The following is a 22546-nucleotide window of genomic DNA, read 5'->3' as shown; positions in this document are numbered from 1 at the left end:
TGAATGAAGTCAGAACAGACAGGAGTGTGCTTGGATGAAAGAAAAAGAACAGATCTCAAGACAGCAGCAAAAATCCCGGGAGACGAAAGAAAAAATATTCAAGGCAGCGAAACGCATTTTGCAGAAGGGCGGATACGAGGAACTGTCTATCAAAAATATATGTGAGGAGGCGGGTGTCTCCAATGGAAGCTTTTACCACCATTTTAAGACAAAAGATGATCTTCTTTCTTACTATATAGAAGATCAGCCTCAGATCGAACCGAATCTTTTGGAACTTCCGGACAGCGTACAAGCAGTAAAAGACGGTATTATCCAAGTGTATTTGAATTATGTAAAATACTGCCGTGAACTTGGAGTTGAGTTTATGTCCGGTTACTATGATACGAAAAACCAGGCGTTGAATGCAGATATCCGTACAGAACGTCCGTATCCGATCGTGACAGTAAGAGCTTATGTCGAAAAGGCAGTGCAGGCAGGCGTCGCAGTATTGAATGAGCCGATCGAAGAATTTACGACAGATATCAGGATGATCGTAATCGGGAATGTGTTTGAGTGGTGCATTAAGCATGGAAAGGCTGATTTTGAAGGAAATATGAGCCGGTCGCTTAGATGTTATCTCGACGGGGCGCTTCGCGAAGCGGTTCGCTGACGAAAGACAAACAAAACAGAACATAAAAAGCGGACGGAGCTTATAAAAGGAACAATAGATAAGAGATAATAAAAATGGAAAAAGAATATGATTTTATTATAAACCCGAAAGCGCGTTCAGGAATGGGAATGAAAGCATGGCAGAAAATAGAATCAGAATTGAAGGCACGACATATAAATTACCGTGTATATCTGACAAAAAGAAGAGGTCATGCCGCTAAGACGGCGGCGTTTATCACGGCAGATGATAAACGGCATACGATTGTTGTTTTAGGCGGAGACGGCACAGTTAATGAAGTCGTAAACGGGATAAAACGTCCGGATCTGATAACATTTGGGTATATCCCTATAGGGTCGAGCAATGATTTCGCGCGGGGATTAAAACTTCCGAAAGATCCGATGAAAGCACTTCAATCTGTATTATCTCCGAAGAAAGTGATTTCTGCCGATGTAGGACAGATTTCAAGAGAAGGAAAAAGCCGGAGATTTATTGTAAGCGCAGGGATGGGGTTCGACGCAGGAGTCTGTCATGAAGTGTGCGTGTCACAATGGAAAAAGCGGCTGAATAAAATAGGGCTGGGTAAACTAAGTTACGCAGTAGTTGCCCTTGACCGTCTGAAAAAAGACCGGCCGACAAAGTTGACGGTAACGCTGCCTGACGGGAGAAAACAGATGTTTGAAAAAACTCTTTTTGTGGCTTTTATGAATCTTCCATATGAAGGCGGCGGTTTTCGATTTGCCCCGGAGGCGTCCGTGACGGATGGCTGCATCGATATCGTGATAGCGCACCATATGTCTCCTTTGAAGGCGGTGTGGCTGTTGCCGAGAGCGTTTTTTGGGAAACATACGGGAGCAAAAGAAATTACGATCATTCGGAGTCCTTCGGTATCGGTTGAGGCGCAGCGAAGCCTTCCGATCCATACAGACGGAGAGGCGGCGTTTTCCCGATATAAGGCATCGGTGGAGATACTGGAAGAAAAATTGCATATCATTGCAGGATAACAGCCGGAAAATTTAATAAATGTTTCCTAAATGTTTTATGAAGAAGGTTGTTGTACATTTTAAATCGTGCTATAATCGTTGCAATCGCAAAGATTAAAAGATTGCATATGAAAAGGGGCAGTCGTGTAATGGGCAAAAAAGAAAGTGGTAAATTCGGAAGCTGGCTGAAAAAGTATAAACATGCGTGGGTATTTTTGTATATTTTTATCTACATGCCGTGGTTTTTGCTTTTGGAAAAGCATGTAACGACAAACTATCATGTGATCCAGACGCAGTTTGATATGTGGATTCCGTTTGTTGAATATTTTATTATTCCGTATTTGATGTGGTTTGCGTTTATCGCGGCTGCATTTGTGTATTTTTTCTTTACGGACGTACCGGGATTTTATAAAATGGCGAAGTTTATGTTTACCGGTATGACAATATTCTTGATCATATCGACGATATTTCCGAATGGGCAGGATCTTCGTCCGGTCGTATTTGAGAGAGATAATGTATTTGTGGATATGGTGCGGATGCTGTATCGTGCGGATACATGTACGAATGTATTCCCGAGTCTGCATGTATTTAATACGCTGAGCGTGTGTATCGCTGTCCATGAGAGTGAAAAACTGAAAAAACACAAAGCTGTCTGCAATGCGGCGTACATATTGGCGGCGCTGATCATTCTTGCAACGATGTTTTTGAAACAACATTCTGTTCTGGACGTATTCGGAGCGGTGATTATGGCGTATGTACTTTATAAAGTCGTCTATGAGCCGGAAAAGAAGATGATACCTCAGCTCTCAAAACAAAAATTTTCAAAGCAGAAGCGGATTGCCGCTCATAATAAATAAAAGAGCAGCGGTAAAGATAAACAGGATAAAGATAGATTAATTTTAACAGGAACATTTTCGACAGGAGCGAAAATGGGAAATGAGAGGGAATGAACATTATGAGAAAAGTTATGCTTACAGGTGACCGTCCGACAGGAAGACTTCATGTGGGACACTATGTAGGATCGTTAAGAAGACGTGTGGAGCTTCAGAATACGGGAGAGTTCGACGATATTTTTATTATGATCGCAGATGCTCAGGCGCTGACGGATAATGCGGATAATCCGGAAAAGGTGCGCAGCAATATTATTGAAGTCGCTTTGGATTATCTTGCGTGCGGACTTGATCCGGAAAAATCGACGCTTTTTATCCAGTCGCAGATTCCGCAGTTATGTGAACTGTCGTTTTATTATATGAATCTTGTGACGGTGTCAAGACTTCAGAGAAACCCTACTGTAAAAACAGAGATTAAAATGCGTAATTTCGAGACGAGTATTCCGGTAGGATTTTTCACATATCCGATCAGTCAGGCGGCGGATATTACGGCGTTTAAGGCGACGACTGTTCCGGTCGGCGAAGATCAGATGCCGATGATCGAACAGACAAAAGAGATCGTTCATAAGTTTAATTCCGTATATGGGGATACACTTATAGATCCGAAGATCCTTCTCCCTGAAAATCAGGCTTGTCTGCGGCTTCCGGGAATTGACGGAAAAGCGAAAATGAGCAAATCACTCGGGAACTGTATCTATCTGTCGGAAGAGCCGGAGGAGATTAAGAAGAAAGTGTTCAGTATGTTTACCGATCCGACTCATATCCGGGTGGAAGATCCGGGAAAACTGGAAGGAAACACAGTATTTACTTATCTTGATGCATTTTGCAGACCGGAATATTTTGCAGAGTTTTTGCCGGAATATTCGGATCTGGACGAGCTGAAAGCACATTATCAGCGCGGCGGACTCGGAGATATGAAAGTGAAACGTTTTCTGAATAATGTGCTTCAGGCCGAGTTAGAGCCGATCAGGAACCGCAGAAAAGAATTCAGTAAAGATATTCCGGCGGTTTATGAGATGCTTAAAAAGGGAAGCGAGAAAGCGGAAGCGGTTGCAGCACAGACACTTGCAGAAGTAAAAGCTGCAATGAAGATCAATTACTTTGACGATACAGAACTGATTAAAGCGCAGTCAGAACAGTTTGCAGAATAAGAAATGATATCAAAAAACTCAGGAGAAAGTTCTTCTGAGTTTTTTTGTCGGCGACGGGGAAAATCCGAGCCTGATCAAGAATTATTTTACAATAAAAAAGATGCTGCATAAGCAACATCTCTTTTCGTACGTGCGATAGAAGATTCGAACTCCCGACCTTCTGGTCCGTAGCCAGACGCTCTATCCAGCTGAGCTAATCGCACATTTGCTGTTTCGTTCACAGCGAAATTTATTATATTATAGGTTTTGAAATATGTCAACCCTTTTTGGAATAAAAAATAAATAATTTTAAAGAATGATTTTCAAGGGGTTCTCAGGCAAACAATCTTGCCATGTCTTCGGGCAGATCGGCGGTAAATGTCATTTGTCTTCCGGTTATCGGATGGAGAAAGCGAAGACAGTGAGAGTGAAGCGCCTGCCGGTCGATCAGTTCCATATCCGGATTGTACAGATAATCTCCGATCAAAGGAAATCCGAGGTGTTTCATATGGACTCGGATCTGATGTGTGCGGCCTGTTTCTAAAATAAGAGAAACGAGTGAAAGCCCGTTTTTTTCAAAAACTGTGTGGTAATGGGTAATTGCATGTTCGCCGTTTTCAAAATCGATCTTCCGTTCGATGAGAGAACTTCCGGTTCGTCCGATCGGAGCATTTATCGTTCCTTCAAAAGGAGTGACGTGTCCGCGTACAATGGCGAGATATTCCCGTTCGATCTGATGCCGGGCGGTCATGGAAGATAAGATATTAGAGCTGACCATATGCTTCGCAACGACAGTCAGACCGGAAGTGTCCCGGTCAAGACGGTTTGTACAGCGGAAAATAAAAGGTTTGTTTTGTTGTTCATAATACCACATCAGCGCGTTTGCAAGAGAGTTTCGATAGTTGTTAAGAGAAGGGTGGATCGGCATTCCGGCAGCTTTGTTTATCACTATGATATCTTCATCTTCATAGACAATATCGATCGGCAGATTGACAGCGGGAATATTCGGAGAGGAAGTTTCTTCCTGAATGCGGACAGTCAGAATATCTCCTGCCTGAAGTGTTGTTTGCATATAAGACCATTCTCCGTTTTTTAAAATGCTTTCGGGCATTTTTTTAAGAAGTGTCAGATTTTGCATGGAATATCCGTGCTTTCGGAGAAAACTGTCAATACGGATGTTTTGTCCGCTGTCGGTTATTTTATATGTGATCGTACGTTCCATAACTTCTCCATTTCGTTTCGGCGCGCAAAACGAGGCGGCAATTTTTATATGCCGGGTTTCGCATGTCTGTTTTTGTATTGCGTCAGTTCAGTCATATATTATAACAAAGACAGACAAGACCGGTCAATAATGTAAAGCAGTCGTGTAAAGTTCGCGGGAAAAGGTGGAATGGAATGTACGTGTGTGGTAAACTATGTATAATGCTGTTTGTGAATTAATTTAGAGAGAGGATTTTTATAAATGGATATCAATCAAAAACTGACAGAAGAACTTGATGTGAACCGCTGGCAGATTGACGCGGCGGTAACTTTGATCGATGAAGGGAATACGATCCCGTTTATATCGAGATATAGAAAAGAAGCGACCGGGTCACTCAACGACGAGCAGCTTAGGAAGCTTCATGAAAGACTTCTCTATCTGAGAAATCTGGAAGAGAAGAAAGAGCAGGTGATCTCGAGCATTGAAGAGCAGGGAAAGATGACAGAAGAACTCAAAGAGAAGATCCTTTTAGCTGAGACGCTCGTGACAGTGGAAGATCTGTATCGGCCATATCGTCCGAAGCGGCGGACGAGGGCGACGATCGCGAAAGAAAAAGGATTAGAGCCTTTGGCAGCGTATATGATGCTGCAGCAGGCAAAAGAACCTTTGGAAGAAACCGCAAAGCAATATATTTCGGAAGAAAAAGAAGTAAAGACAGAGGAAGAAGCAATCGCCGGAGCAAAAGACATTATTGCGGAAATCATTTCCGATAATGCGGATTATCGTACATGGATCAGAAAAACGACGATGAAAAAAGGAAAAGTCGTTTCTACAGCAAAAGATCCGGAGACAGAATCTGTTTACGAGATGTATTACGAATTTGAAGAATCGGTTGAAAAGCTTGCCGGACATCGGATTCTTGCGCTGAACCGTGGTGAGAAAGAAAAAATACTGACGGTCAAAGTAGAGGCTCCGGAGGAAGATATTCTGAGATATTTAGAGAAAAAGACGATCGTAAATGATAATCCGTATACGACTTCGGTCTTAAAAGAAGTTGTCGAGGACAGTTATAAACGTCTGATCGAGCCTGCGATCGAAAGGGAGATAAGAAATGAACTGACGGAGAAAGCGGAAGACGGAGCGATCGACGTATTCGGGAAAAATCTGCATCAGCTTCTCATGCAGCCGCCGATCGCGGGGAAAGTAGTGCTTGGATGGGATCCGGCGTTTCGTACGGGATGTAAACTGGCAGTTGTCGATCCGACGGGAAAGGTGATCGGAACTACGGTCATTTATCCGACGGCTCCGACGACTCCGCAGAAGATCAAGGCAAGTAAGGACTTGCTAAAGAAGATCATTCCGAAATATCATATTTCACTTATTTCGCTTGGAAACGGAACTGCTTCCCGTGAATCAGAACAGTTTATCGTGGAACTTTTGAAAGAGATACCTGAGCAGGTTCGGTATGTGATCGTCAATGAAGCGGGAGCTTCTGTCTACTCGGCAAGTAAGCTTGCAAGTGAGGAATTTCCGAAGTTTGATGTAGGTCAAAGAAGCGCGGCGTCCATCGCGAGAAGACTTCAAGATCCATTGGCCGAACTTGTGAAGATCGATCCGAAGTCGATAGGCGTCGGACAATATCAGCATGATATGAATCAGAAGAAACTGGGAGAAAAGCTTGGGGGAGTCGTAGAGGACTGCGTTAATAAAGTCGGCGTTGATTTGAATACGGCGTCTGCGCCGCTTTTATCGTACATTTCGGGAATCAGTTCGGCGATTTCTAAAAATATTGTAGCCTACAGAGAGGAGCACGGAAAGTTTACGAGCAGAAGAGAACTTCTGAAAGTGCCGAAACTTGGGCCGAAAGCGTTTGAACAATGTGCGGGATTTATGAGAATCCGCGACGGAGAGAATCCGCTTGACGGTACGGGCGTCCACCCTGAATCATATGAAGCGGCAAAAGGCCTTTTGCAAAAGCAGGGGTATTCACCGGAAGATGTGGCGGCTCATAATCTGGCGGGATTATCTCTTACGATAAAAGACTATAAAGCGACGGCAGAAGAATTAGGAATCGGCGAGATCACCCTGCGCGATATCGTAAAAGAGTTGGAAAAGCCTGCGCGCGACCCGCGTGACGAGATGCCAAAACCGATTCTTAGAACGGACGTACTGGAAATGAAAGATTTAAAAGAAGGAATGATATTGAAAGGAACGGTGCGAAACGTCATTGATTTCGGCGTGTTTGTGGATATCGGAGTTCATCAGGACGGTCTCGTACATATTTCCCAGATTACAGACCGTTATATCAAACATCCCCTTGAGGCAGTGAGCGTCGGAGACGTTGTGGATGTAAAGGTGATGAGCGTGGATATGAAAAAGAAGAGGATACAGCTTACGATGAGAGGAATTTCCTGAAAAACGAAAAAAGAAAGAAGAAAAAAGATTTGAGAAGACAGCGGGAGGTATAGGAATGGCAAAATACAGACATATTGTCTTTGACGTGGACGGAACACTGATCGATACGAGAGACTGCATATTATATTCATTGCAGGAGATGCTCATGACGGTAAAAGGAGAGCGGTACGAGATAGAAGATCTGAAGTTTGTGCTGGCTAATACATCTGTGAAAAATATGCATCTTCTCGGGGTGGAAGAAGAAAAAATCCCGGGCGCAGTCGAAATGTGGGTGGCAAATGAAGAGAAGAACATCGATATGATCCGCATTTTTGACGGAATAGAAGAACTTCTGGAAAAACTGGAGAAAAAAGGAAGTACGCTTGGTGTCGTAACATCAAGAACACGCGAGGAACTGGAGCTTGTTCTTGATCAGCTTCCGATACGAAAATATTTTTCGATATGCATATGTGCCGATGACACGAAAGAGCATAAACCGTCGGCACAGCCGCTGCTGAAATATATGGAACTGTCAGGAGCGCGGAAAGAAGAAACCGTCTATATCGGAGACAGCGCTTCAGATATGGCATGCGCCCTCAATGCGGGAGTGGATTGTGTTCATGCGGTATGGGGCGAACCGGAAACAGAAGCGGATGCGACTTATCGCGCCGGGAAACCGGAACAACTTGAGGAAATATTTTATAAAAATTGTTTGACAGAACCGGCTTTCTAAAGAGCGTTTTGTAAATTAGGTTTATTGAATCACAGCGCCGGATTTGTTATGATGATAGAGAAATCAATTTTATTGTAAAGAAGCATGTAAATAAAATAAAGTGGAAAAGAAAAGGAGAAGAATATGAAGATCGGAATCGGAAATGACCATTCAGCATTAGAATTAAAGGCGGAAATCATTAGTTTCCTGAAAGAAAAAGGACATGAAGTAGTAGATTACGGAACAAATTCAAGCGAGAGCTGTGATTATCCGGTCTACGGGGAAATCGTGGCAAGAGCAGTGGCAGCAGGCGAGGTTGAACAGGGAATCCTGATCTGCGGAACAGGTCTTGGAATTTCTCTTGCGGCAAATAAAGTAAAAGGAATCCGCGCCGCGGTTTGCAGCGAGCCGTTTACGGCAAAGATGGCAAGAGTGCACAATAACTGTAATATCCTGGCGTTCGGAGCTCGTGTGGTAGGAGCGGAGCTTGCGAAAATGATCGTAGAGACATGGCTTGACGCTGAGTTTGAAGGAGGACGTCATCAAAGAAGAGTTGACCTGATTACAGCGATTGAGGAGAAATAAACATGCAGTCATATCATCTGACACAATGGGTATTGTTCTTTTTCATTTACAGTTTTATCGGCTGGGTATGGGAATGCTGCTTTGTTTCTGTGCGGAAACGCCGCTGGGTAAACCGCGGATTTATGTACGGGCCGATGCTGCCGATCTATGGATTCGGAGCGCTTGCGGTCTTGATCAGTACGATCAGAGTCAGAGACAGTATTCCGTTGATCTTTTTATTCGGCATGGTTGGAGCAACGCTGTTGGAATACGTTACAGGGGCGGTTATGGAGAGACTTTTCAATGTGAAATACTGGGATTACAGCAATCAGAAATTTAATCTGAACGGATATATTTGTCTTACCTCGTCTTTGGGGTGGGGATTGTTTTCCGTTTTACTTGTTAAGTTTGTTCATGTACCGATCGAGGGAGCGGTGCTGAAGATTCCGACGATTATTGCGGAGGGTATCGCATTTGTGCTGACTGTTGCGGCGGCGGTCGATGTGACGCAGTCGTTTAATGATGCGATGGATCTGAAGCGGATTCTTGCACAGCTTGAAGAAAGCAAAAAACAGATCAGGAAGATACAGGAGAAATTAAAAGTCGCTTCTGAAGAATTTGTGGAAGATTATCGACAGCGCGCAGGTGAGTTTGTGGAAGATTATCGACAGCGCGCAGGTGAGTTTGTAGAAGATTATCGCAGGCGTGTAGAAGAACATGTAGAGGATTACCGCGGACGTGCGGAAGAAATGGCGGAAGATTACAAAAAACTGGCAGAAGAGCATATGGACAGTTACCGTCAGCGCGCAGAAGAAATGGTAGAGGGATACAAAGAAGAGATCAAAGTTCAAAAGAAGAAACGCCGCGAACAAATCAATTCACGCAAAGAAGAATATCTGGCGCGTGTTCATGCAAGGCGCGAAGAGAGACAGCGTCTTCTTGCAAGATTGTCGGAGAGGGCGGAACTGTTGATGAAGGAAGAATTTACATCAAAGGTTGACGAATTGATCGGCGAAGATAAACGGGAAGAATATGCGAAGATCAAGAAAAATATTTCCCGGGAGATGACGAAGATGCACGACAGAACAGACAGAAGCTATATCCGTGCAGCAAGACATTTGAAAGGCAATCCGACGGCTGTGTCAAAAAGATTTTCGGAAGCTCTTGCCGAACTGAGAAAACATATGGATGAGAAATGATAGCGGAGGGATACCAAAGATGACAAAAAAGCAGCGTGCGTTACAGGTGATCGAGCGGCTGAAAAAAGAATATCCGTCCGCCGGCTGTACGCTTGATTATGATCAGGCATGGAAACTGCTTGTCAGTGTGCGGCTTGCGGCACAGTGTACAGATGCCCGTGTCAATGTAGTGGTGGAAGGGTTATATGAAAAATATCCGACAGTGGAAGCTTTGGCGGAAGCGGATGTAGATGAGATTGAGAAAATTGTGCGTCCGTGCGGTCTTGGCAGAAGCAAGGCGCGCGATATCAGCGGCTGTATGAAGATGATCCGGGATGAGTATGAAGGGAAAGTGCCGGATGATTTTGACGCGCTGATGAAACTTCCGGGAGTCGGAAGAAAAAGCGCAAACCTTATCATGGGCGATGTGTTCGGGAAACCTGCGATTGTGACAGATACGCATTGTATCCGGCTTGTAAACCGGATCGGACTCGTAGATGGGATAAAAGAACCGAAAAAGGTCGAGATGGCATTGTGGAAGATCATTCCTCCTCAGGAGGGAAGCGATTTCTGTCACAGGCTTGTCTTCCACGGGCGGGATGTGTGTACGGCAAGGACAAAGCCGTACTGCGAGAAGTGCTGTCTGGCGGATATTTGCAAGAAAAACGGAGTTTCATAAAAAAGAAAAAGAGGAGGCAGAAAATGAAAAGTTTGAAATTAAGAGATGATTTTTATTGGACAGGTATTATTGACGATCAACTCAGAGTATTTGATATTATCATGTATACGGAATTCGGTACAACTTATAATTCTTATGTGATGAAGGCGGGGGACAAAACAGTTCTTTTCGAGACTGCAAAAGCGAAGTTTTTTGACGAATATTTGGAACATCTTCAAGAAGTGATCGACATTCGGAAAATCGATTATCTTGTTGTAAGTCATACAGAGCCGGATCATGCCGGAAGCGTAGAACGCCTTCTCGATTATAGTCCGCAGATGAAGGTGATCGCTACGGGATGTGCGCTCGGTTTCCTGAAAGAGATCGTAAACCGGGATTTTGTCGGCATTCCGGCAAGGGATAAAGAGAAGATGACGATCGGAAATAAGACGCTTGAGTTTTTGTTTGTTCCGAATCTTCATTGGCCGGATACGATGTACACTTTTATTGAGGAAGAACAGATTCTTGTAACATGTGATTCTTTCGGTGCACATTACTGCCTCCCGGAAGTCGTATCAAGTGAGATTAAAAATGAGGCGGATTATCAAAGTGCTTTGAAATATTATTATGACTGCATTATCGGACCGTTCAAACCTTTTATGCTTAAAGCTCTCGACCGTGTTGAAACAATGGATATTTCCATGATCTGTACGGGGCATGGACCGGTTCTCGTAGGAGATCGGATCAGACAGGTTATGAAGCAATACAGAGAATGGTCGACAGTGGTCAATCCGAATGAGAAAAAAACAGTTATTATCCCGTATGTGAGCGCATATGGCTACACGAAGATGCTTGCGGAAAAAATCGCGGAAGGAGTCAAAGACAGCGGCGATATCGACGTCAGGTCTTATGACATGGTTGAGGCAGACGCAGAGAAAGTGAACGAAGAACTTTTGTTTGCGGACGGAATATTGCTTGGAACTCCTACGATTGTCGGAGAAGCGCTCAAGCCGATATGGGATCTTACACTTGCAATGTTTCCGGCTACTCACGGAGGAAAATATGCCGGCGCATTCGGAAGCTACGGTTGGAGCGGAGAAGGAGTGCCGAATATTACGCAGCGTCTGAAACAACTGAAAATGAAAGTATCGGAAGGATTCCGCGTTCGGTTTAAACCATCGGAAGCGGATCTTGTGAGCGCTTATGAGTACGGATATCAGTTCGGGTGCATCGTGCAGAACAAAGAACCTGTAAAGCCGAAGAAAAAAGGCGCCAGAACGCTTGTGAAATGTCTTGTCTGCGGAGAAATTTTCGATTCTTCGATCGAGATATGTCCGGTGTGCGGAGTCGGAAAAGAGAATTTTATAGAAGTTGAAGCAGAAGAAAGCGCCGTTTTGAATAATACAGAAGAATATTATGTTATCCTCGGAAACGGAACGGCAGGATTTAACGCTGCCAAGGCGATAAGGGAACGTGATAAAACGGGAGCTGTTACGATCATTTCCGATGAAGAGTATCCGGCATACAACCGTCCGATGCTGACAAAGTCGATCGTGGCAGGATTGAGCGCGGATCAGATCGCGATCGTAGATCCGTCATGGTATGAAGAAAACAAAGTGTTCCAAATGTTAGGAAAGAAAGTGGCGTCTGTCGATGTAAATGAAAAAGAAGTGATTCTTGAAAGCGGAGAGAAAGTGCATTTCACGAGACTGATCTATGCACTTGGAAGCGAGTGCTTTATACCTCCGATCGAAGGAAGTTCTTTGCCGGAAGTAGTTGCGATCCGCCGCCTTGCAGATGTGGAAAAACTGGAAAAAATGATGGAACATGCGGCGAAAGCGGTTGTGATCGGAGGCGGTGTGCTTGGTCTGGAAGCTGCCTGGGAACTGAAAAAAGCGGGGATTGATGTACAAGTGTTAGAAGCTGCTCCGATTCTTATGGGACGTCAGCTTGACGAGAACGCTTCGGACATTTTGAGGATGTTCGCCGAAAAGAGCGGTGTGAAGATCAGTACGGGCGTTTCCGTGGAAGCAGTGGAAGGAGACGGACATGTATCGGGAGTCCGCTTGTCTGACGGTCAGGTGATTCCTGCGGAAGTTGTCGTTGTATCGGCGGGAGTGCGTGCAAATACAGCATTGGCTAAGGAGATCGGACTTGATGCGGACCGTGCCGTTAAAGTGAACGAACGGATGGAAACGAGTGTTCCGAACGTATATGCATGCGGTGACTGTGCGGAATTTAACGGGGCAAACTATGCTGTTTGGCCGGAGGCTTCCGAACAGGGACGTATCGCGGGCGCAAATGCGGCAGGGGATCAGATTGAGTATGCGGCGACAGCTCCGACATTGACATTCCATGGGATGAACACGGCTCTTTTCGCAGCCGGAGATAACGGGAAAAATCCGAATCTGCTTTATAAGACGGCAGAATTTAAAGATATGGGAAAAGGAAGATACAGTAAATATTACTTTTTAAACAACCGCCTTGCAGGCGTTATCATGATCGGAGATCTGTCCGATATGGTCAAAACCACGGAGGCATTGGAAAAACATGCCCTGTATAAAGATGTGCTCGGATAGAAAAGAACGCATCACATAAAGCGGCGCCTCCCGGGCAGGAGTGAGAGTCTCGTATAAAACCGTGTCCGGGGGGATTATTTTTATCGAAGGTGCATCTGAAACTGCGTCTTTGCAAAAAAGATGTGCGGGAAAGGAATTCAAAAGAGAAAATATGGTAAACACAATATATGAACTGGCATGGATCTTTTTTATTTATTCATTTATCGGATGGTGCGGCGAGGTCATCGTTGCGGCGGTTAACAGGCACAAGTTTGTCAACAGGGGATTTATCGCGGGACCGCTCTGCCCGATCTACGGAACGGGAGCGGTGGCGGTGGCGGTGTTTTTGCCGGAATTAAAAGAAAATCTGATCTTTCTTTTTATCGGCGGAATGATCGTTACTTCGTTCGTAGAATATATTACGGGAAGGCTGATGGAAAAGATACTGCATAAAAAGTGGTGGGATTATTCAGATCAGAAATTTCACCTGGACGGTTACATTTGTCTGCGGGTATCTGCTTTATGGGGCGTGTGCAGTGTACTGATGATCTACTTCCTGAATCCGTTTTTTTGCGGTCTTGTCAATATGATACCCCGTTTGATCGGAGAAGTGATCTTATGGGTGCTTTTAGGCCTGCTTATTGCGGATGGTCTCGGTTCGGGAATTGCGGTTCTTGAATTGAAAAGAAAGAAAGGTCGGATCGAGCAGATTACGGAAGAGCTGCAGAAAACGTCTAAATTTCTTGAAAACGCTCTGACAAAACGGATCCAGAAAAGACTGGTAAAGGCATTTCCGAATATTGAGACTGAAAAAGATGCTGAACAGGAAGAAAAATTTGCGGAAGGATGCGGATTTTTTAAACTGGCGAGTCTGTTTATCATCGGAGCATTTATCGGGGATATAGTAGAGACGATATTCTGCCTTATTACAACCGGGCGTCTTATGAGCCGCAGCAGTCTTGTGTTTGGTCAGTTCAGTATCGTGTGGGGAATTGCATGTGCGCTTCTGACATGGATTTTATATAGATACCGTGATAAGAGTAATTGGTTTATATTCCTTTTCGGAACAATACTCGGGGGCGCATATGAATACATATGCAGTGTTTTTACGGAGATTGCCTTTGGAACAGTGTTCTGGGATTATAGTAAGATCCCGTTTAATCTGGGAGGAAGAATTAACCTGTTGTATTGTTTCTTCTGGGGATTTGCCGCCGTTATCTGGATGAAAGCGGTTTACCCGTTTTTGTCAAGACAGATCGAACGATTGCCGAAAAAGGCGGGACGTATCATCTGCTCCTTGCTGCTTGTTGTTCTGACGGCGGATATGGCGCTGTCATTTGCCGCTTTGGCGCGTTACGGAGAACGTCAGGAAGGAAAAGAAGGAAACGGGATTATCGCTGAAAAGTTAGATGAGTATTTCCCGGATCAGTTTATCGAGAAACGGTATGAAAATCTGAAAATAGCGAAATAAATAAAACAGATAAAACAAAAAACCGGAATGTGCCTTTTGGCGCTTCCGGTTTTTGCTGATGTGCGGCCCTTCGCCGGGAAATTATGATTTGGAATTCAGAGACTGCAGTTCGCGAAGAAAGTCCAGATCATCTTGCCTCAATTTTATGTTTGTAACATAATTTTTATCGGAAGGCGATGTGACGCTGATTTCGATCACTGTGCCTTCTTCCAAAGCGTTATGAGACACCGCGTTCAAAAAAGAAGGAAATTTCGGGTGATTTTTACGAAAAGTTTCCAGATGTTTTTTTAAAGCTTGTAAACGTGCGATTTGTGATAAATTCAAGTAACACAACTCCTTTTTGGTTATTCGGAATATTTTCCTTTATATGATTTCGATTTGTGAAAATCTATTTAATCTTATAACAAAGATTCAATAAAAAAGCAAATAAAAAAATAAAATAAAAAAAGTAAAAAAGTTCTTGCAATTATCTTTATCATGTGGTAGTATACTACTTGTGTCAGAGATGACGCGGGTGTAGTTCAATGGTAGAACACCAGCCTTCCAAGCTGGATACGTGGGTTCGATTCCCATCACCCGCTCTATTTTTTTATCGTAACAGTTCAGCCGGTTTCAGCCGTTGTGGTTGGACTGTTTTTTTGTAACGGCGAAGAGCCGAATCCCGGACTTGCCTGGGAACTTGACGGCTGCTTGCGATTCCGGAACGCATCTTTTATCGCTTCCGGTGATTATCCGAAAGAAGATGTGAAAAGCCTGTGCTATACAGGCTTTTCTGTGCTATACTGTAGTTTACAATAGAAAAAACGGGAGGCGGATCATGCGGGGTGATGTTACTGACAGCGGTATTATGCGTGTGCTTTCAAAGATTTGCGATATCGTGTGTCTGAATGTTTTGTGGCTTGTTTGCTCACTGCCGATCATTACGATCGGAGCATCGACAACAGCGTTGTATACAGTAATGCTGAAACTTGTAAAAAATGAAGAAGGTTATATATTTAAAGGGTTTCTTCATGCATTTAAGTTGAATTTTAAGCAAAGTACAATCATATGGCTTATATTGCTTTTGTGCGGAGGCGTTTGTTTTGTTGATTACAGAATATCGGAAATGATGCCGGGGACACTGGGAATGGTGTTTAAAAGTATTTTTTTACTGCTTGCATTTTTTTTGATTTCAGTAACGATTTATTCATTTGCGCTGACTGCAAGATATGAAAATACGATAGGGGCTACGCTGAAAAATGCGCTCCTTTTAACGGTGGCAAAATTACCTTATACAATTTTGATGACAGCGCTGACAGTCGGAGCGGTTGTTTTGTCGTGGTGGAATACGGGAATCCTTATGCTTACGATCCCGGTCTGGATCTTGGCGGGAACAGGTATTCTTGCTTTTATTAATTCCTGTATATTAAGAAGAGTGTTCCGTGTATTTGATGAAAAGGCGGAAGGCGGCGACGAAGAAGAAAGAACCGATATGGAAGAATAAGATGGAAAAATAATCTGCACAGGCAGGAAAACGAGAGGAGCAGAAGATGAATTTTTTAGAAGAACGCATTGTAAAAGACGGGGTTGTGAAAGAAGGAAACGTATTGAAAGTAGACAGCTTCCTGAATCATCAGATGGACATTAAGCTGTTGGATCAGATGGGGGCTGAATTTAAGAGACGTTTTGCGAAAAAGCCGATTAATAAAATTTTAACGATCGAAGCGTCGGGGATCGGTATTGCCTGCGTGGCGGCACAGCATTTTGATGTGCCGGTTGTGTTTGCAAAGAAATCGCAGAGTATCAATCTTGACGGAGAAATGTATGTAGCGGAAGTGGAGTCATTTACACACAAATGCAGAAATCATGTGATCGTATCTCAAAAATTCCTGACGCCGGAAGATCATGTTCTTATTATCGATGATTTTCTTGCGAACGGATGCGCTCTTCAGGGATTGATCCAGATCGTTCAGTCCGCAGGCGCGACAGTAGAAGGAATCGGGATCGCGATTGAAAAAGGCTTTCAGTCGGGAGGAAGGATCATCCGCAACCTCGGTTTTCAGCTTGAGTCTCTGGCAATCGTTGACGGAATGGATGCTGCGGCGGGAACGGTGACGTTTCGCAGCCAGGAAGAGCAAAAAGAGGCGGAGCAGCCCGCAGAAAAATGTGAACAGTGCAGGAGTGCGACTCTTGATTAAGAAAAAACCGGTCTCTGTGAAGGGGCTGGTTTTTGACATGGACGGACTTCTTCTTGACTCGGAAAAAGTTGTAAAACGGTCTTGGGATTATGCGGGAAAAGAACTTGGATATGAAAACTTCGGAGATCACATCTATAATACAGTCGGATTTAACTTGAAGAGGCGGACAGAATATTTCAAGACGAACGTTGATTTGGATTTTCCGATGGATCGATTTGCGCAAATGACACGGGAATATTATTATAAGATTGCGGATAAAGAAGGAATAGCGGTGAAAAAAGGCGCTCCGGAATTGCTGAATGCCGCAAAAAGTCATGGATGTATGATCGGACTTGCAACGTCTTCGCGGCAGATACACGCAGAGCAGTCTTTGAAAAGAGCGGGATTGTACGATTATTTTGACGGCAAAGTGTTCGGGGATACAGTGAAGGAAGGAAAGCCTTCGCCGGAGATTTATCTGAAAGCGTGTAAAAGTATCGGGATTGAGCCGGAAGATGCGGTCGCTTTGGAAGACGCGCCTTCAGGAGCAATATCGGCACATGCGGCAGGTATGCGCGTGATCGTTGTTCCCGATCTTGTGCAGCCTCCGGAAGAAGTAAAACAATTCCTATGGAAACAAGCGGAAGATCTTGAGCGGGTGATAGAGATGATATGGGGATGATTCGTTATATTGCACATAAGCCGGAGAAAAGTTTCTTGAAAAAATTATGAAAACAAAAGAAATGTTTAAATAATGTACAAAAAATAAAATGATGTGTCGATCATCTTTTAAGTGAACTGAATTTGTGATAAAATTGCATAATCATGTAAAGTGTTTTACAGGCAGACGGAAAAAGATGGAAGAAGTTTATGGAGGCGGAAAATGAAAAAGGAAGTACGAGGCGGGGTCAGTCTTGTTCTTGCATCGGCAATGCTTGTGACATCGCCGATGGCGGCAGGAATGACGGAAACAGTTCAGGCAGAGGAACTTACAGTAGATAGTAAAGTTGCTCAGATTCAAGGAGAGAGCATCATTCCGAGAGCGGATCAAGTTCCCGGAAACGAGGAGTTGTTTGCTCAGTATGTAGAACAGACATTTTACGGTGAAGAGAGCGAAAGCTATCGTACGCCTGCAGTTTACGGCAATATCGGGCAGAATGTTTTAACCGGAGCGGACAAATATGTATATAATGAACTGAAAAAAATAGCCGCTAATATCGCGGACGGAAAAGCGGCGGACGGAAGCGAACCGTCAGGACAGTATGTATCTACGAAATTTACGCTTTCCGTTGCGGGGCAGGGGATTACATATGAAGGCGGCGCATTTAAAGGATTTAGTTTAAGTAAAGTGATTGCGGCGCTTCTTGCGGACTGTCCGTATGATTTGTACTGGTATAATAAAACGGCGTCCACATGGTTTAACGGCAGAATTTCGGGACGGGAAGTTGTGGAGATTGATATAAATTTCCCGGCTGCGGATGCTTATGCGGGACCGGAAATCGAACAGCAATACAAGACGAAGTGTACGGTTGACAGCAAGAAGACAGGGGCAGCCAGTTCGGCGGCGGAGAATGCGCGAAAAATCATAGAGAAGCATAAAGCCGAAAAAGATTATGAGAAGATGGAATCTTATAAAGAAGAAATCTGTGATCTGACATCGTATAATTATGATGCTGTGAAACCGGGTGTCGCTTACGGAGATCCGTGGCAGATGATCTATGTATTTGACGGAGATGAAAGTACGAATGTTGTATGCGAGGGATATGCAAAAGCATTTCAGTATTTATGCGATATGAGCGATTTTCTTGATCCGGGATATAATTGCTGCAGCGTAACCGGCATGATGAGAGGCGGTACGGGAGAAGGACCGCATATGTGGAATATCGTGACGATCGGAGACGGAAATTATCTTGTGGATGTGACGAACAGCGATGACGGGACAGCGGGAGAGCGCGGCGGACTGTTCATGGCATGGGATAAGAACAACGGAAGCGTTGAAAACGGTTATGTATTTAATACTGTTTATTATGATGATGCTATTACTTTTGCCTATGACGGACGGACGAAAGATTTGTATGGAACAGGAGATAACTCTGTTTTGAAGATCGCTTCAGCAGAGTATGAAGAGCCGAAGGGGACAGCTCCGGTTATTGAGGGAGTGGAAAACGGTGGAAATTATTACGCTACACAAAAGATAACGGTAAGAGACGCTGACAACGATCTTGCATCTGTGACTGTAAACGGGAAACAAGAAGCAGGAACGGAAATTTCTCTTTCCGCAGATAATCAAAATAATCGGAAGAAAGAGTACACGATCATAGCAGAGGATCGCAGAGGAAACAGTACAAGCTGCAAAATAACGATCAATCCTTGTTCCGACCTTCAGAAAAGGATCTCGCATCTGTCTGTGGACACAGTAAAGGTTACAGACAGAGCGTTAGTGCAAAACACATTGAAAGACGCGGTAACAGCAGTTGAAAATGCAGCGGAAGAAGAGAAGACAATTCTTGCAGAAGTAAAAACAAAGTGTGAAACACTTCTTGCAAAAATCGATGAGATGACTCAGCCGCAGGACTATATCAGAGGCGATGTGGATGCCAACAGTAAAGTCGATGTCGGAGACGTCCGCACTGCGTTGAGATATATCTGTAAAAAGACCAATTTGACGGAAACACAGATGAAAGCCGGAGATGTGACAGGAGACGAAAAAGTAACGATCGAAGACTTGAGAAAGATCTTAAGATATGTATGCAAGAAAATAACAGAGTTATAAAATAAGAAAACAACGATATAAATAAAAAGTGTTCAATATTCAAAAACCGGGAAAGTCAGATCGACTGTCCCGGTTTCTCTTTAATTCCAAAAATCTGTTTTGTCTTTTAACTGGATATCGGCAGCTTTAAAGACTGGATCTTTTCCGGCTTTTTTCTGCTTTGTATAGTCGTTCATAGCCTGAATTGCCGGTTTGCATAAGATGAGGATGACAGGAAGGTTGATTAAAGCCATCAATCCCATCAGTACGTCCGCTGTGTTCCATACGATGCTGAATTCCATTGTCGCGCCTGCAAGTACGATGGCGGCGGCGATAATACGAAATGTATTGATCACTGCTTTCGGCGGTTTTCTGCCGCAGAGGAATTTCAGCCCCATTTCCGCATAGTAGAAGTTTCCGATCAGCGTTGTAAAGGCAAACAGGCAAAGTGCGATCGTAATAAAGATCGTACCGAAACCGCCAAGCGAGCTGGAAGCCGCTGCCTGAACCCACGGCATTCCTGCCAATTTAGAAGTCGGCTCTACGCCGGAACAAAGAAGCATGAACGCTGTTGCGGAGCAGATCAGGATAGTGTCGATGAATACAGAAAGCATCTGCACAAGTCCTTGTTTTACCGGATGGGAAACTGCCGCGCTTGCCGCTGCATTCGGAGCAGAACCGACACCGGCTTCGTTGGAGAACAGTCCTCTTTTGATACCGTGCATAACGCAGGATCCGGCAAACCCTCCGAAGATGGCCTGTACGTCAAATGCATTATTGAAAATGCTTGTGAACATTACAGGAACAAGCCGATAATGTTTCAGGATGATGAATAAAGAAACTGCAAGGTAAAAGATACCCATAACCGGAACAAGCACTTCCGTAATCTGTGAGATCTTTTTACTTCCTCCGAATACAGCCAAAGCAAATACAACCGCAAGGATCGCTCCGACAATGAGCGGAGTCCATTCCGGATTGAAGAAAGAATAGACACGGAAGGAATCCGCAATATTAAATGAAGCTACAAGGTTGAATCCGCCCATATAAGTCAGGATCAAAACAACTGCGAAAAGGACGCCGATCCAACGCTTCTTCAAAGCGGCCTGAATATAATATGCAGGTCCTCCGTAAGAACTTCCGTCCTTTGCTTTGTGTTTGTAAATTTGAGCAAGCGTACTTTCGATAAATGCAGATGCGCTTCCGAGAATAGCCGTAAGCCACATCCAGAACACTGCGCCTGATCCGCCAAGACAGATCGCTGTTGAGATTCCGGCGATGTTTCCTGTTCCGACTCTGGAAGCGGTTGATACCATAAGAGCCTGAAAGGAAGAAAGTCCGTTCTTATCGCTGCCCGGCTGTGCGACAACGCGGAGAGATTCGATAAACATACGGATCTGTACGAATTTTGTTTTGATCGTAAAGAAGATTCCCGCTCCGAGAAGCAGTATGATCAAAATGTGGCTGTAGAGCAGCTCGCTCAGCGAGTTGATCATGTTTGTAATAAAATCTGTGAACAATAGTTTTCCCTCTCTTTCCTAAAGTCATGTTTGCTGTGTCAATATCGCTTATATGATTGACGATCGCGTACTGCGAATGCAGACAGTTTAGATACATTTCGGTGTGAGAACGACAAAGCGGGACTGATGTCACCGAAAATGCATACATACCGGTTAATTATATAGTAAAAACGTTTGTTTTGCAACAAAACGCTTCTTGTGTTATTCTATAAAGGTGTCAAAAGGTCGATTTTCAAAAGGAAAATAAAATCGGGAGGGCTGAGTATGAAATTAAGCAAATTATTAGAACGGTTAGAATATGAGGTTGTTCAAGGCAGTGTCGAAACAGAAGTGACAACGCTTGCCAATGACTCGAGAAAAGTAGAAAGCGGATCTGTTTTTGTCTGTATCAGCGGAGCGGTTTTTGACGGGCATCAATATGTTTCGGATGTGGCAAAAAAAGGCGCGGCGGCGATTATAGCAGAACGGGATATCGAGGCACCGAAAGGGGTGACGGTGATCAAAGCGGAAAATACGAGATATGCGCTGGCGCTGATGTCTGCGGCGTATTTCGGATATCCGGCAGAGAAGCTGAAAGTGATCGGAATTACCGGAACGAAAGGAAAGACGACGACAACATATCTGATCCGGTCTATCTTAGAAGGTGTCGGACATAAAGTAGGACTTATCGGTACGATCGAAGCGATCATCGGAGATCGGAAGATCCCTGCGGCAAATACGACGCCGGAATCGTTTACGATCCAGCAGTACTTTGCACAGATGGTTGAAGAAGGCTGCGACAGTGTTGTTATGGAAGTTTCCTCTCAGGGACTTATGCTTCACAGAACGGCGGGAATTCCGTTTGAGATCGGTATTTTTACGAATCTCGGAAAAGATCATATCGGTCCGAATGAACATAAAGACTTTGAAGATTATAAACGGTGCAAAGCAATGCTGTTTCAACAGTGCAAACTTGGCATTGCCAATATAGACGATCCTTATTATGCAGATATTTTCCGCGGCGCGACATGTAAAGTGGAAACTTTCGGTTTTTCGCCGAAAGCGGATCTGAGAGCGGAGAATGTAAATCTCGTATCGAAGCCGGGATATTTAGGCGTTTCGTATCATGTGGCGGGGAAGGCTGATTTTGATGTGGAGATCGATATCCCCGGAAAATTCAGCGTGTATAATTCGCTGACTGCGATCGCGGTGTGCCGTCATTTCGGTGTTCCGTCTGAGAAAATAACAGAAGCGCTTAAAACAGCGCATGTCAAAGGGCGTATTGAGATGATAAAAGTATCGGATGATTTTACGCTGATGATCGATTATGCACATAATGCGATGAGTCTGGAGAGCCTGCTGACAACACTGAAAGAATATGAACCGAAACGTCTTGTATGTGTGTTCGGATGTGGCGGAAACCGTTCAAAAGACAGAAGATATGAGATGGGCGAAGTGTCGGGACGTCTGGCGGATCTTACGATCATTACTTCGGATAATCCGCGTTTTGAAGAACCACAGGAGATTATCAATGATATCAAAGTCGGAATCGCAAAGACTGACGGGGCATATGTGGAGATCTGCGACAGAAAAGAAGCGATCAAATATGCCATCGAACATGGTCAGTCGGGAGATGTGATCGTATTGGCCGGAAAAGGTCATGAAGATTATCAGGAGATCAAAGGAGTCAAATACCCGATGGATGAAAGAACGCTGATCGCAGAGGTACTTGAGGAAATCAGGGAAAATTAGGAAAG

The 22546-nt window shown here is 44.2% G+C and carries 18 protein-coding genes and 2 tRNA genes; 17 read left to right on the top strand and 3 right to left on the bottom strand.

The window, feature by feature from the left end:
- Positions 1-34 precede the first annotated feature (34 nt).
- The 4 genes from RUMTOR_RS04385 to trpS all read left to right on the top strand — a co-directional run bounded on the left by RUMTOR_RS04385 (position 35) and on the right by trpS (position 3670).
- Positions 35-649, top strand: a complete 615-nt coding sequence (locus RUMTOR_RS04385) for a TetR/AcrR family transcriptional regulator (protein ID WP_004845921.1) — start codon at positions 35-37, stop codon at positions 647-649.
- Between the two features lie 74 nt (positions 650-723).
- Entirely contained in the window at positions 724-1650 is a 927-nt protein-coding gene (locus tag RUMTOR_RS04380) for a diacylglycerol/lipid kinase family protein (RefSeq protein WP_004845920.1), read from the top strand.
- Between the two features lie 128 nt (positions 1651-1778).
- Positions 1779-2486: a phosphatase PAP2 family protein gene (locus RUMTOR_RS04375; RefSeq protein WP_009243394.1), complete on the top strand. Its 708-nt coding sequence runs from the start codon at positions 1779-1781 to the stop codon at positions 2484-2486.
- 98 nt (positions 2487-2584) lie between these two features.
- Positions 2585-3670, top strand: coding sequence for a tryptophan--tRNA ligase (trpS, locus tag RUMTOR_RS04370; protein WP_009319945.1), 1086 nt, complete (start codon positions 2585-2587; stop codon positions 3668-3670).
- 129 nt (positions 3671-3799) lie between these two features.
- Here the strand turns inward: trpS and RUMTOR_RS04365 are convergent.
- Both RUMTOR_RS04365 and RUMTOR_RS04360 read right to left on the bottom strand, forming a co-directional pair.
- Positions 3800-3873, bottom strand: a tRNA-Arg gene (locus RUMTOR_RS04365).
- A gap of 110 nt (positions 3874-3983) precedes the next feature.
- A complete protein-coding gene (locus tag RUMTOR_RS04360) occupies positions 3984-4871 on the bottom strand; it encodes an RluA family pseudouridine synthase (protein WP_004845915.1) in 888 nt (295 codons plus the stop codon).
- A gap of 240 nt (positions 4872-5111) precedes the next feature.
- Between RUMTOR_RS04360 and RUMTOR_RS04355 the strand changes: the two genes are divergently transcribed.
- The 12 genes from RUMTOR_RS04355 (at position 5112) to RUMTOR_RS04290 (ending at position 19314) form a co-directional block, all read left to right on the top strand.
- On the top strand, positions 5112-7265 hold the full coding sequence (locus RUMTOR_RS04355; RefSeq protein ID WP_004845913.1) for a Tex family protein: 2154 nt from the start codon (positions 5112-5114) through the stop codon (positions 7263-7265).
- 55 nt (positions 7266-7320) lie between these two features.
- Positions 7321-7977, top strand: a complete 657-nt coding sequence (locus RUMTOR_RS04350; protein ID WP_004845912.1) for an HAD family hydrolase — start codon at positions 7321-7323, stop codon at positions 7975-7977.
- Positions 7978-8100: 123 nt separating this feature from the next.
- The gene (gene rpiB / locus RUMTOR_RS04345; protein ID WP_004845911.1) at positions 8101-8541 is read left to right on the top strand and encodes a ribose 5-phosphate isomerase B; all 441 of its coding nucleotides are present in this window, start codon (positions 8101-8103) and stop codon (positions 8539-8541) included.
- 2 nt (positions 8542-8543) lie between these two features.
- Positions 8544-9719 carry a putative ABC transporter permease gene (locus RUMTOR_RS04340; RefSeq protein ID WP_004845910.1) on the top strand — a complete coding sequence of 392 codons (1176 nt, stop codon included), beginning with the start codon at positions 8544-8546 and terminating at the stop codon, positions 9717-9719.
- Positions 9720-9738: 19 nt separating this feature from the next.
- Entirely contained in the window at positions 9739-10377 is a 639-nt protein-coding gene (locus RUMTOR_RS04335; protein WP_009243390.1) for an endonuclease III domain-containing protein, read from the top strand.
- A 23-nt stretch (positions 10378-10400) separates the two neighbouring features.
- A complete protein-coding gene (locus tag RUMTOR_RS04330; RefSeq protein WP_004845908.1) occupies positions 10401-12935 on the top strand; it encodes an FAD-dependent oxidoreductase in 2535 nt (844 codons plus the stop codon).
- Positions 12936-13086: 151 nt separating this feature from the next.
- Positions 13087-14385: a putative ABC transporter permease gene (locus RUMTOR_RS04325; protein ID WP_004845907.1), complete on the top strand. Its 1299-nt coding sequence runs from the start codon at positions 13087-13089 to the stop codon at positions 14383-14385.
- Positions 14386-14895: 510 nt separating this feature from the next.
- A tRNA-Gly gene (locus RUMTOR_RS04315) sits at positions 14896-14966 on the top strand.
- Positions 14967-15202: 236 nt separating this feature from the next.
- A complete protein-coding gene (locus RUMTOR_RS04305) occupies positions 15203-15868 on the top strand; it encodes a YesL family protein (protein WP_004845904.1) in 666 nt (221 codons plus the stop codon).
- A gap of 46 nt (positions 15869-15914) precedes the next feature.
- Positions 15915-16562, top strand: coding sequence for a xanthine phosphoribosyltransferase (locus RUMTOR_RS04300; protein ID WP_004845903.1), 648 nt, complete (start codon positions 15915-15917; stop codon positions 16560-16562).
- Positions 16555-17223 carry an HAD family hydrolase gene (locus tag RUMTOR_RS04295; protein ID WP_009243386.1) on the top strand — a complete coding sequence of 223 codons (669 nt, stop codon included), beginning with the start codon at positions 16555-16557 and terminating at the stop codon, positions 17221-17223. The genes RUMTOR_RS04300 and RUMTOR_RS04295 overlap by 8 nt, the downstream gene beginning before the upstream one ends.
- 201 nt (positions 17224-17424) lie before the next feature.
- On the top strand, positions 17425-19314 hold the full coding sequence (locus tag RUMTOR_RS04290) for a dockerin type I domain-containing protein (protein ID WP_004845901.1): 1890 nt from the start codon (positions 17425-17427) through the stop codon (positions 19312-19314).
- Between the two features lie 80 nt (positions 19315-19394).
- Here RUMTOR_RS04290 and RUMTOR_RS04285 read toward each other — a convergent pair whose 3' ends face one another.
- The gene (locus RUMTOR_RS04285) at positions 19395-20786 is read right to left on the bottom strand and encodes an alanine/glycine:cation symporter family protein (protein ID WP_004845900.1); all 1392 of its coding nucleotides are present in this window, start codon (positions 20784-20786) and stop codon (positions 19395-19397) included.
- Positions 20787-21074: 288 nt separating this feature from the next.
- Here RUMTOR_RS04285 and RUMTOR_RS04280 point away from each other — a divergent pair, with 288 nt between their 5' ends.
- Positions 21075-22541, top strand: a complete 1467-nt coding sequence (locus tag RUMTOR_RS04280) for a UDP-N-acetylmuramoyl-L-alanyl-D-glutamate--2,6-diaminopimelate ligase (RefSeq protein WP_004845899.1) — start codon at positions 21075-21077, stop codon at positions 22539-22541.
- Positions 22542-22546: the final 5 nt, after the last annotated feature.

Origin of the sequence: [Ruminococcus] torques ATCC 27756 (assembly GCF_000153925.1) — a bacterium.
Classification (GTDB): Bacteria; Bacillota; Clostridia; order Lachnospirales; family Lachnospiraceae; genus Mediterraneibacter; species Mediterraneibacter torques.
This window is presented reverse-complemented; position numbering and strand designations above follow the sequence as displayed.

Excerpts from the sequence above, each read along its gene's own strand:
- RUMTOR_RS04285 (WP_004845900.1), bottom strand. The coding sequence starts at position 20,786 with ATGATCAACTCGCTGAGCGAGCTGCTCTACAGCCACATTTTGATCATA.
- RUMTOR_RS04350 (WP_004845912.1), top strand. The coding sequence starts at position 7,321 with ATGGCAAAATACAGACATATTGTCTTTGACGTGGACGGAACACTGATC.
- RUMTOR_RS04360 (WP_004845915.1), bottom strand. The coding sequence starts at position 4,871 with ATGGAACGTACGATCACATATAAAATAACCGACAGCGGACAAAACATC.
- RUMTOR_RS04335 (WP_009243390.1), top strand. The coding sequence starts at position 9,739 with ATGACAAAAAAGCAGCGTGCGTTACAGGTGATCGAGCGGCTGAAAAAA.
- RUMTOR_RS04290 (WP_004845901.1), top strand. The coding sequence starts at position 17,425 with ATGAAAAAGGAAGTACGAGGCGGGGTCAGTCTTGTTCTTGCATCGGCA.
- RUMTOR_RS04355 (WP_004845913.1), top strand. The coding sequence starts at position 5,112 with ATGGATATCAATCAAAAACTGACAGAAGAACTTGATGTGAACCGCTGG.
- rpiB (WP_004845911.1), top strand. The coding sequence starts at position 8,101 with ATGAAGATCGGAATCGGAAATGACCATTCAGCATTAGAATTAAAGGCG.
- RUMTOR_RS04300 (WP_004845903.1), top strand. The coding sequence starts at position 15,915 with ATGAATTTTTTAGAAGAACGCATTGTAAAAGACGGGGTTGTGAAAGAA.
- RUMTOR_RS04375 (WP_009243394.1), top strand. The coding sequence starts at position 1,779 with ATGGGCAAAAAAGAAAGTGGTAAATTCGGAAGCTGGCTGAAAAAGTAT.
- RUMTOR_RS04385 (WP_004845921.1), top strand. The coding sequence starts at position 35 with ATGAAAGAAAAAGAACAGATCTCAAGACAGCAGCAAAAATCCCGGGAG.
- RUMTOR_RS04330 (WP_004845908.1), top strand. The coding sequence starts at position 10,401 with ATGAAAAGTTTGAAATTAAGAGATGATTTTTATTGGACAGGTATTATT.
- RUMTOR_RS04305 (WP_004845904.1), top strand. The coding sequence starts at position 15,203 with ATGCGGGGTGATGTTACTGACAGCGGTATTATGCGTGTGCTTTCAAAG.
- RUMTOR_RS04340 (WP_004845910.1), top strand. The coding sequence starts at position 8,544 with ATGCAGTCATATCATCTGACACAATGGGTATTGTTCTTTTTCATTTAC.
- RUMTOR_RS04380 (WP_004845920.1), top strand. The coding sequence starts at position 724 with ATGGAAAAAGAATATGATTTTATTATAAACCCGAAAGCGCGTTCAGGA.
- RUMTOR_RS04280 (WP_004845899.1), top strand. The coding sequence starts at position 21,075 with ATGAAATTAAGCAAATTATTAGAACGGTTAGAATATGAGGTTGTTCAA.
- RUMTOR_RS04325 (WP_004845907.1), top strand. The coding sequence starts at position 13,087 with ATGGTAAACACAATATATGAACTGGCATGGATCTTTTTTATTTATTCA.
- trpS (WP_009319945.1), top strand. The coding sequence starts at position 2,585 with ATGAGAAAAGTTATGCTTACAGGTGACCGTCCGACAGGAAGACTTCAT.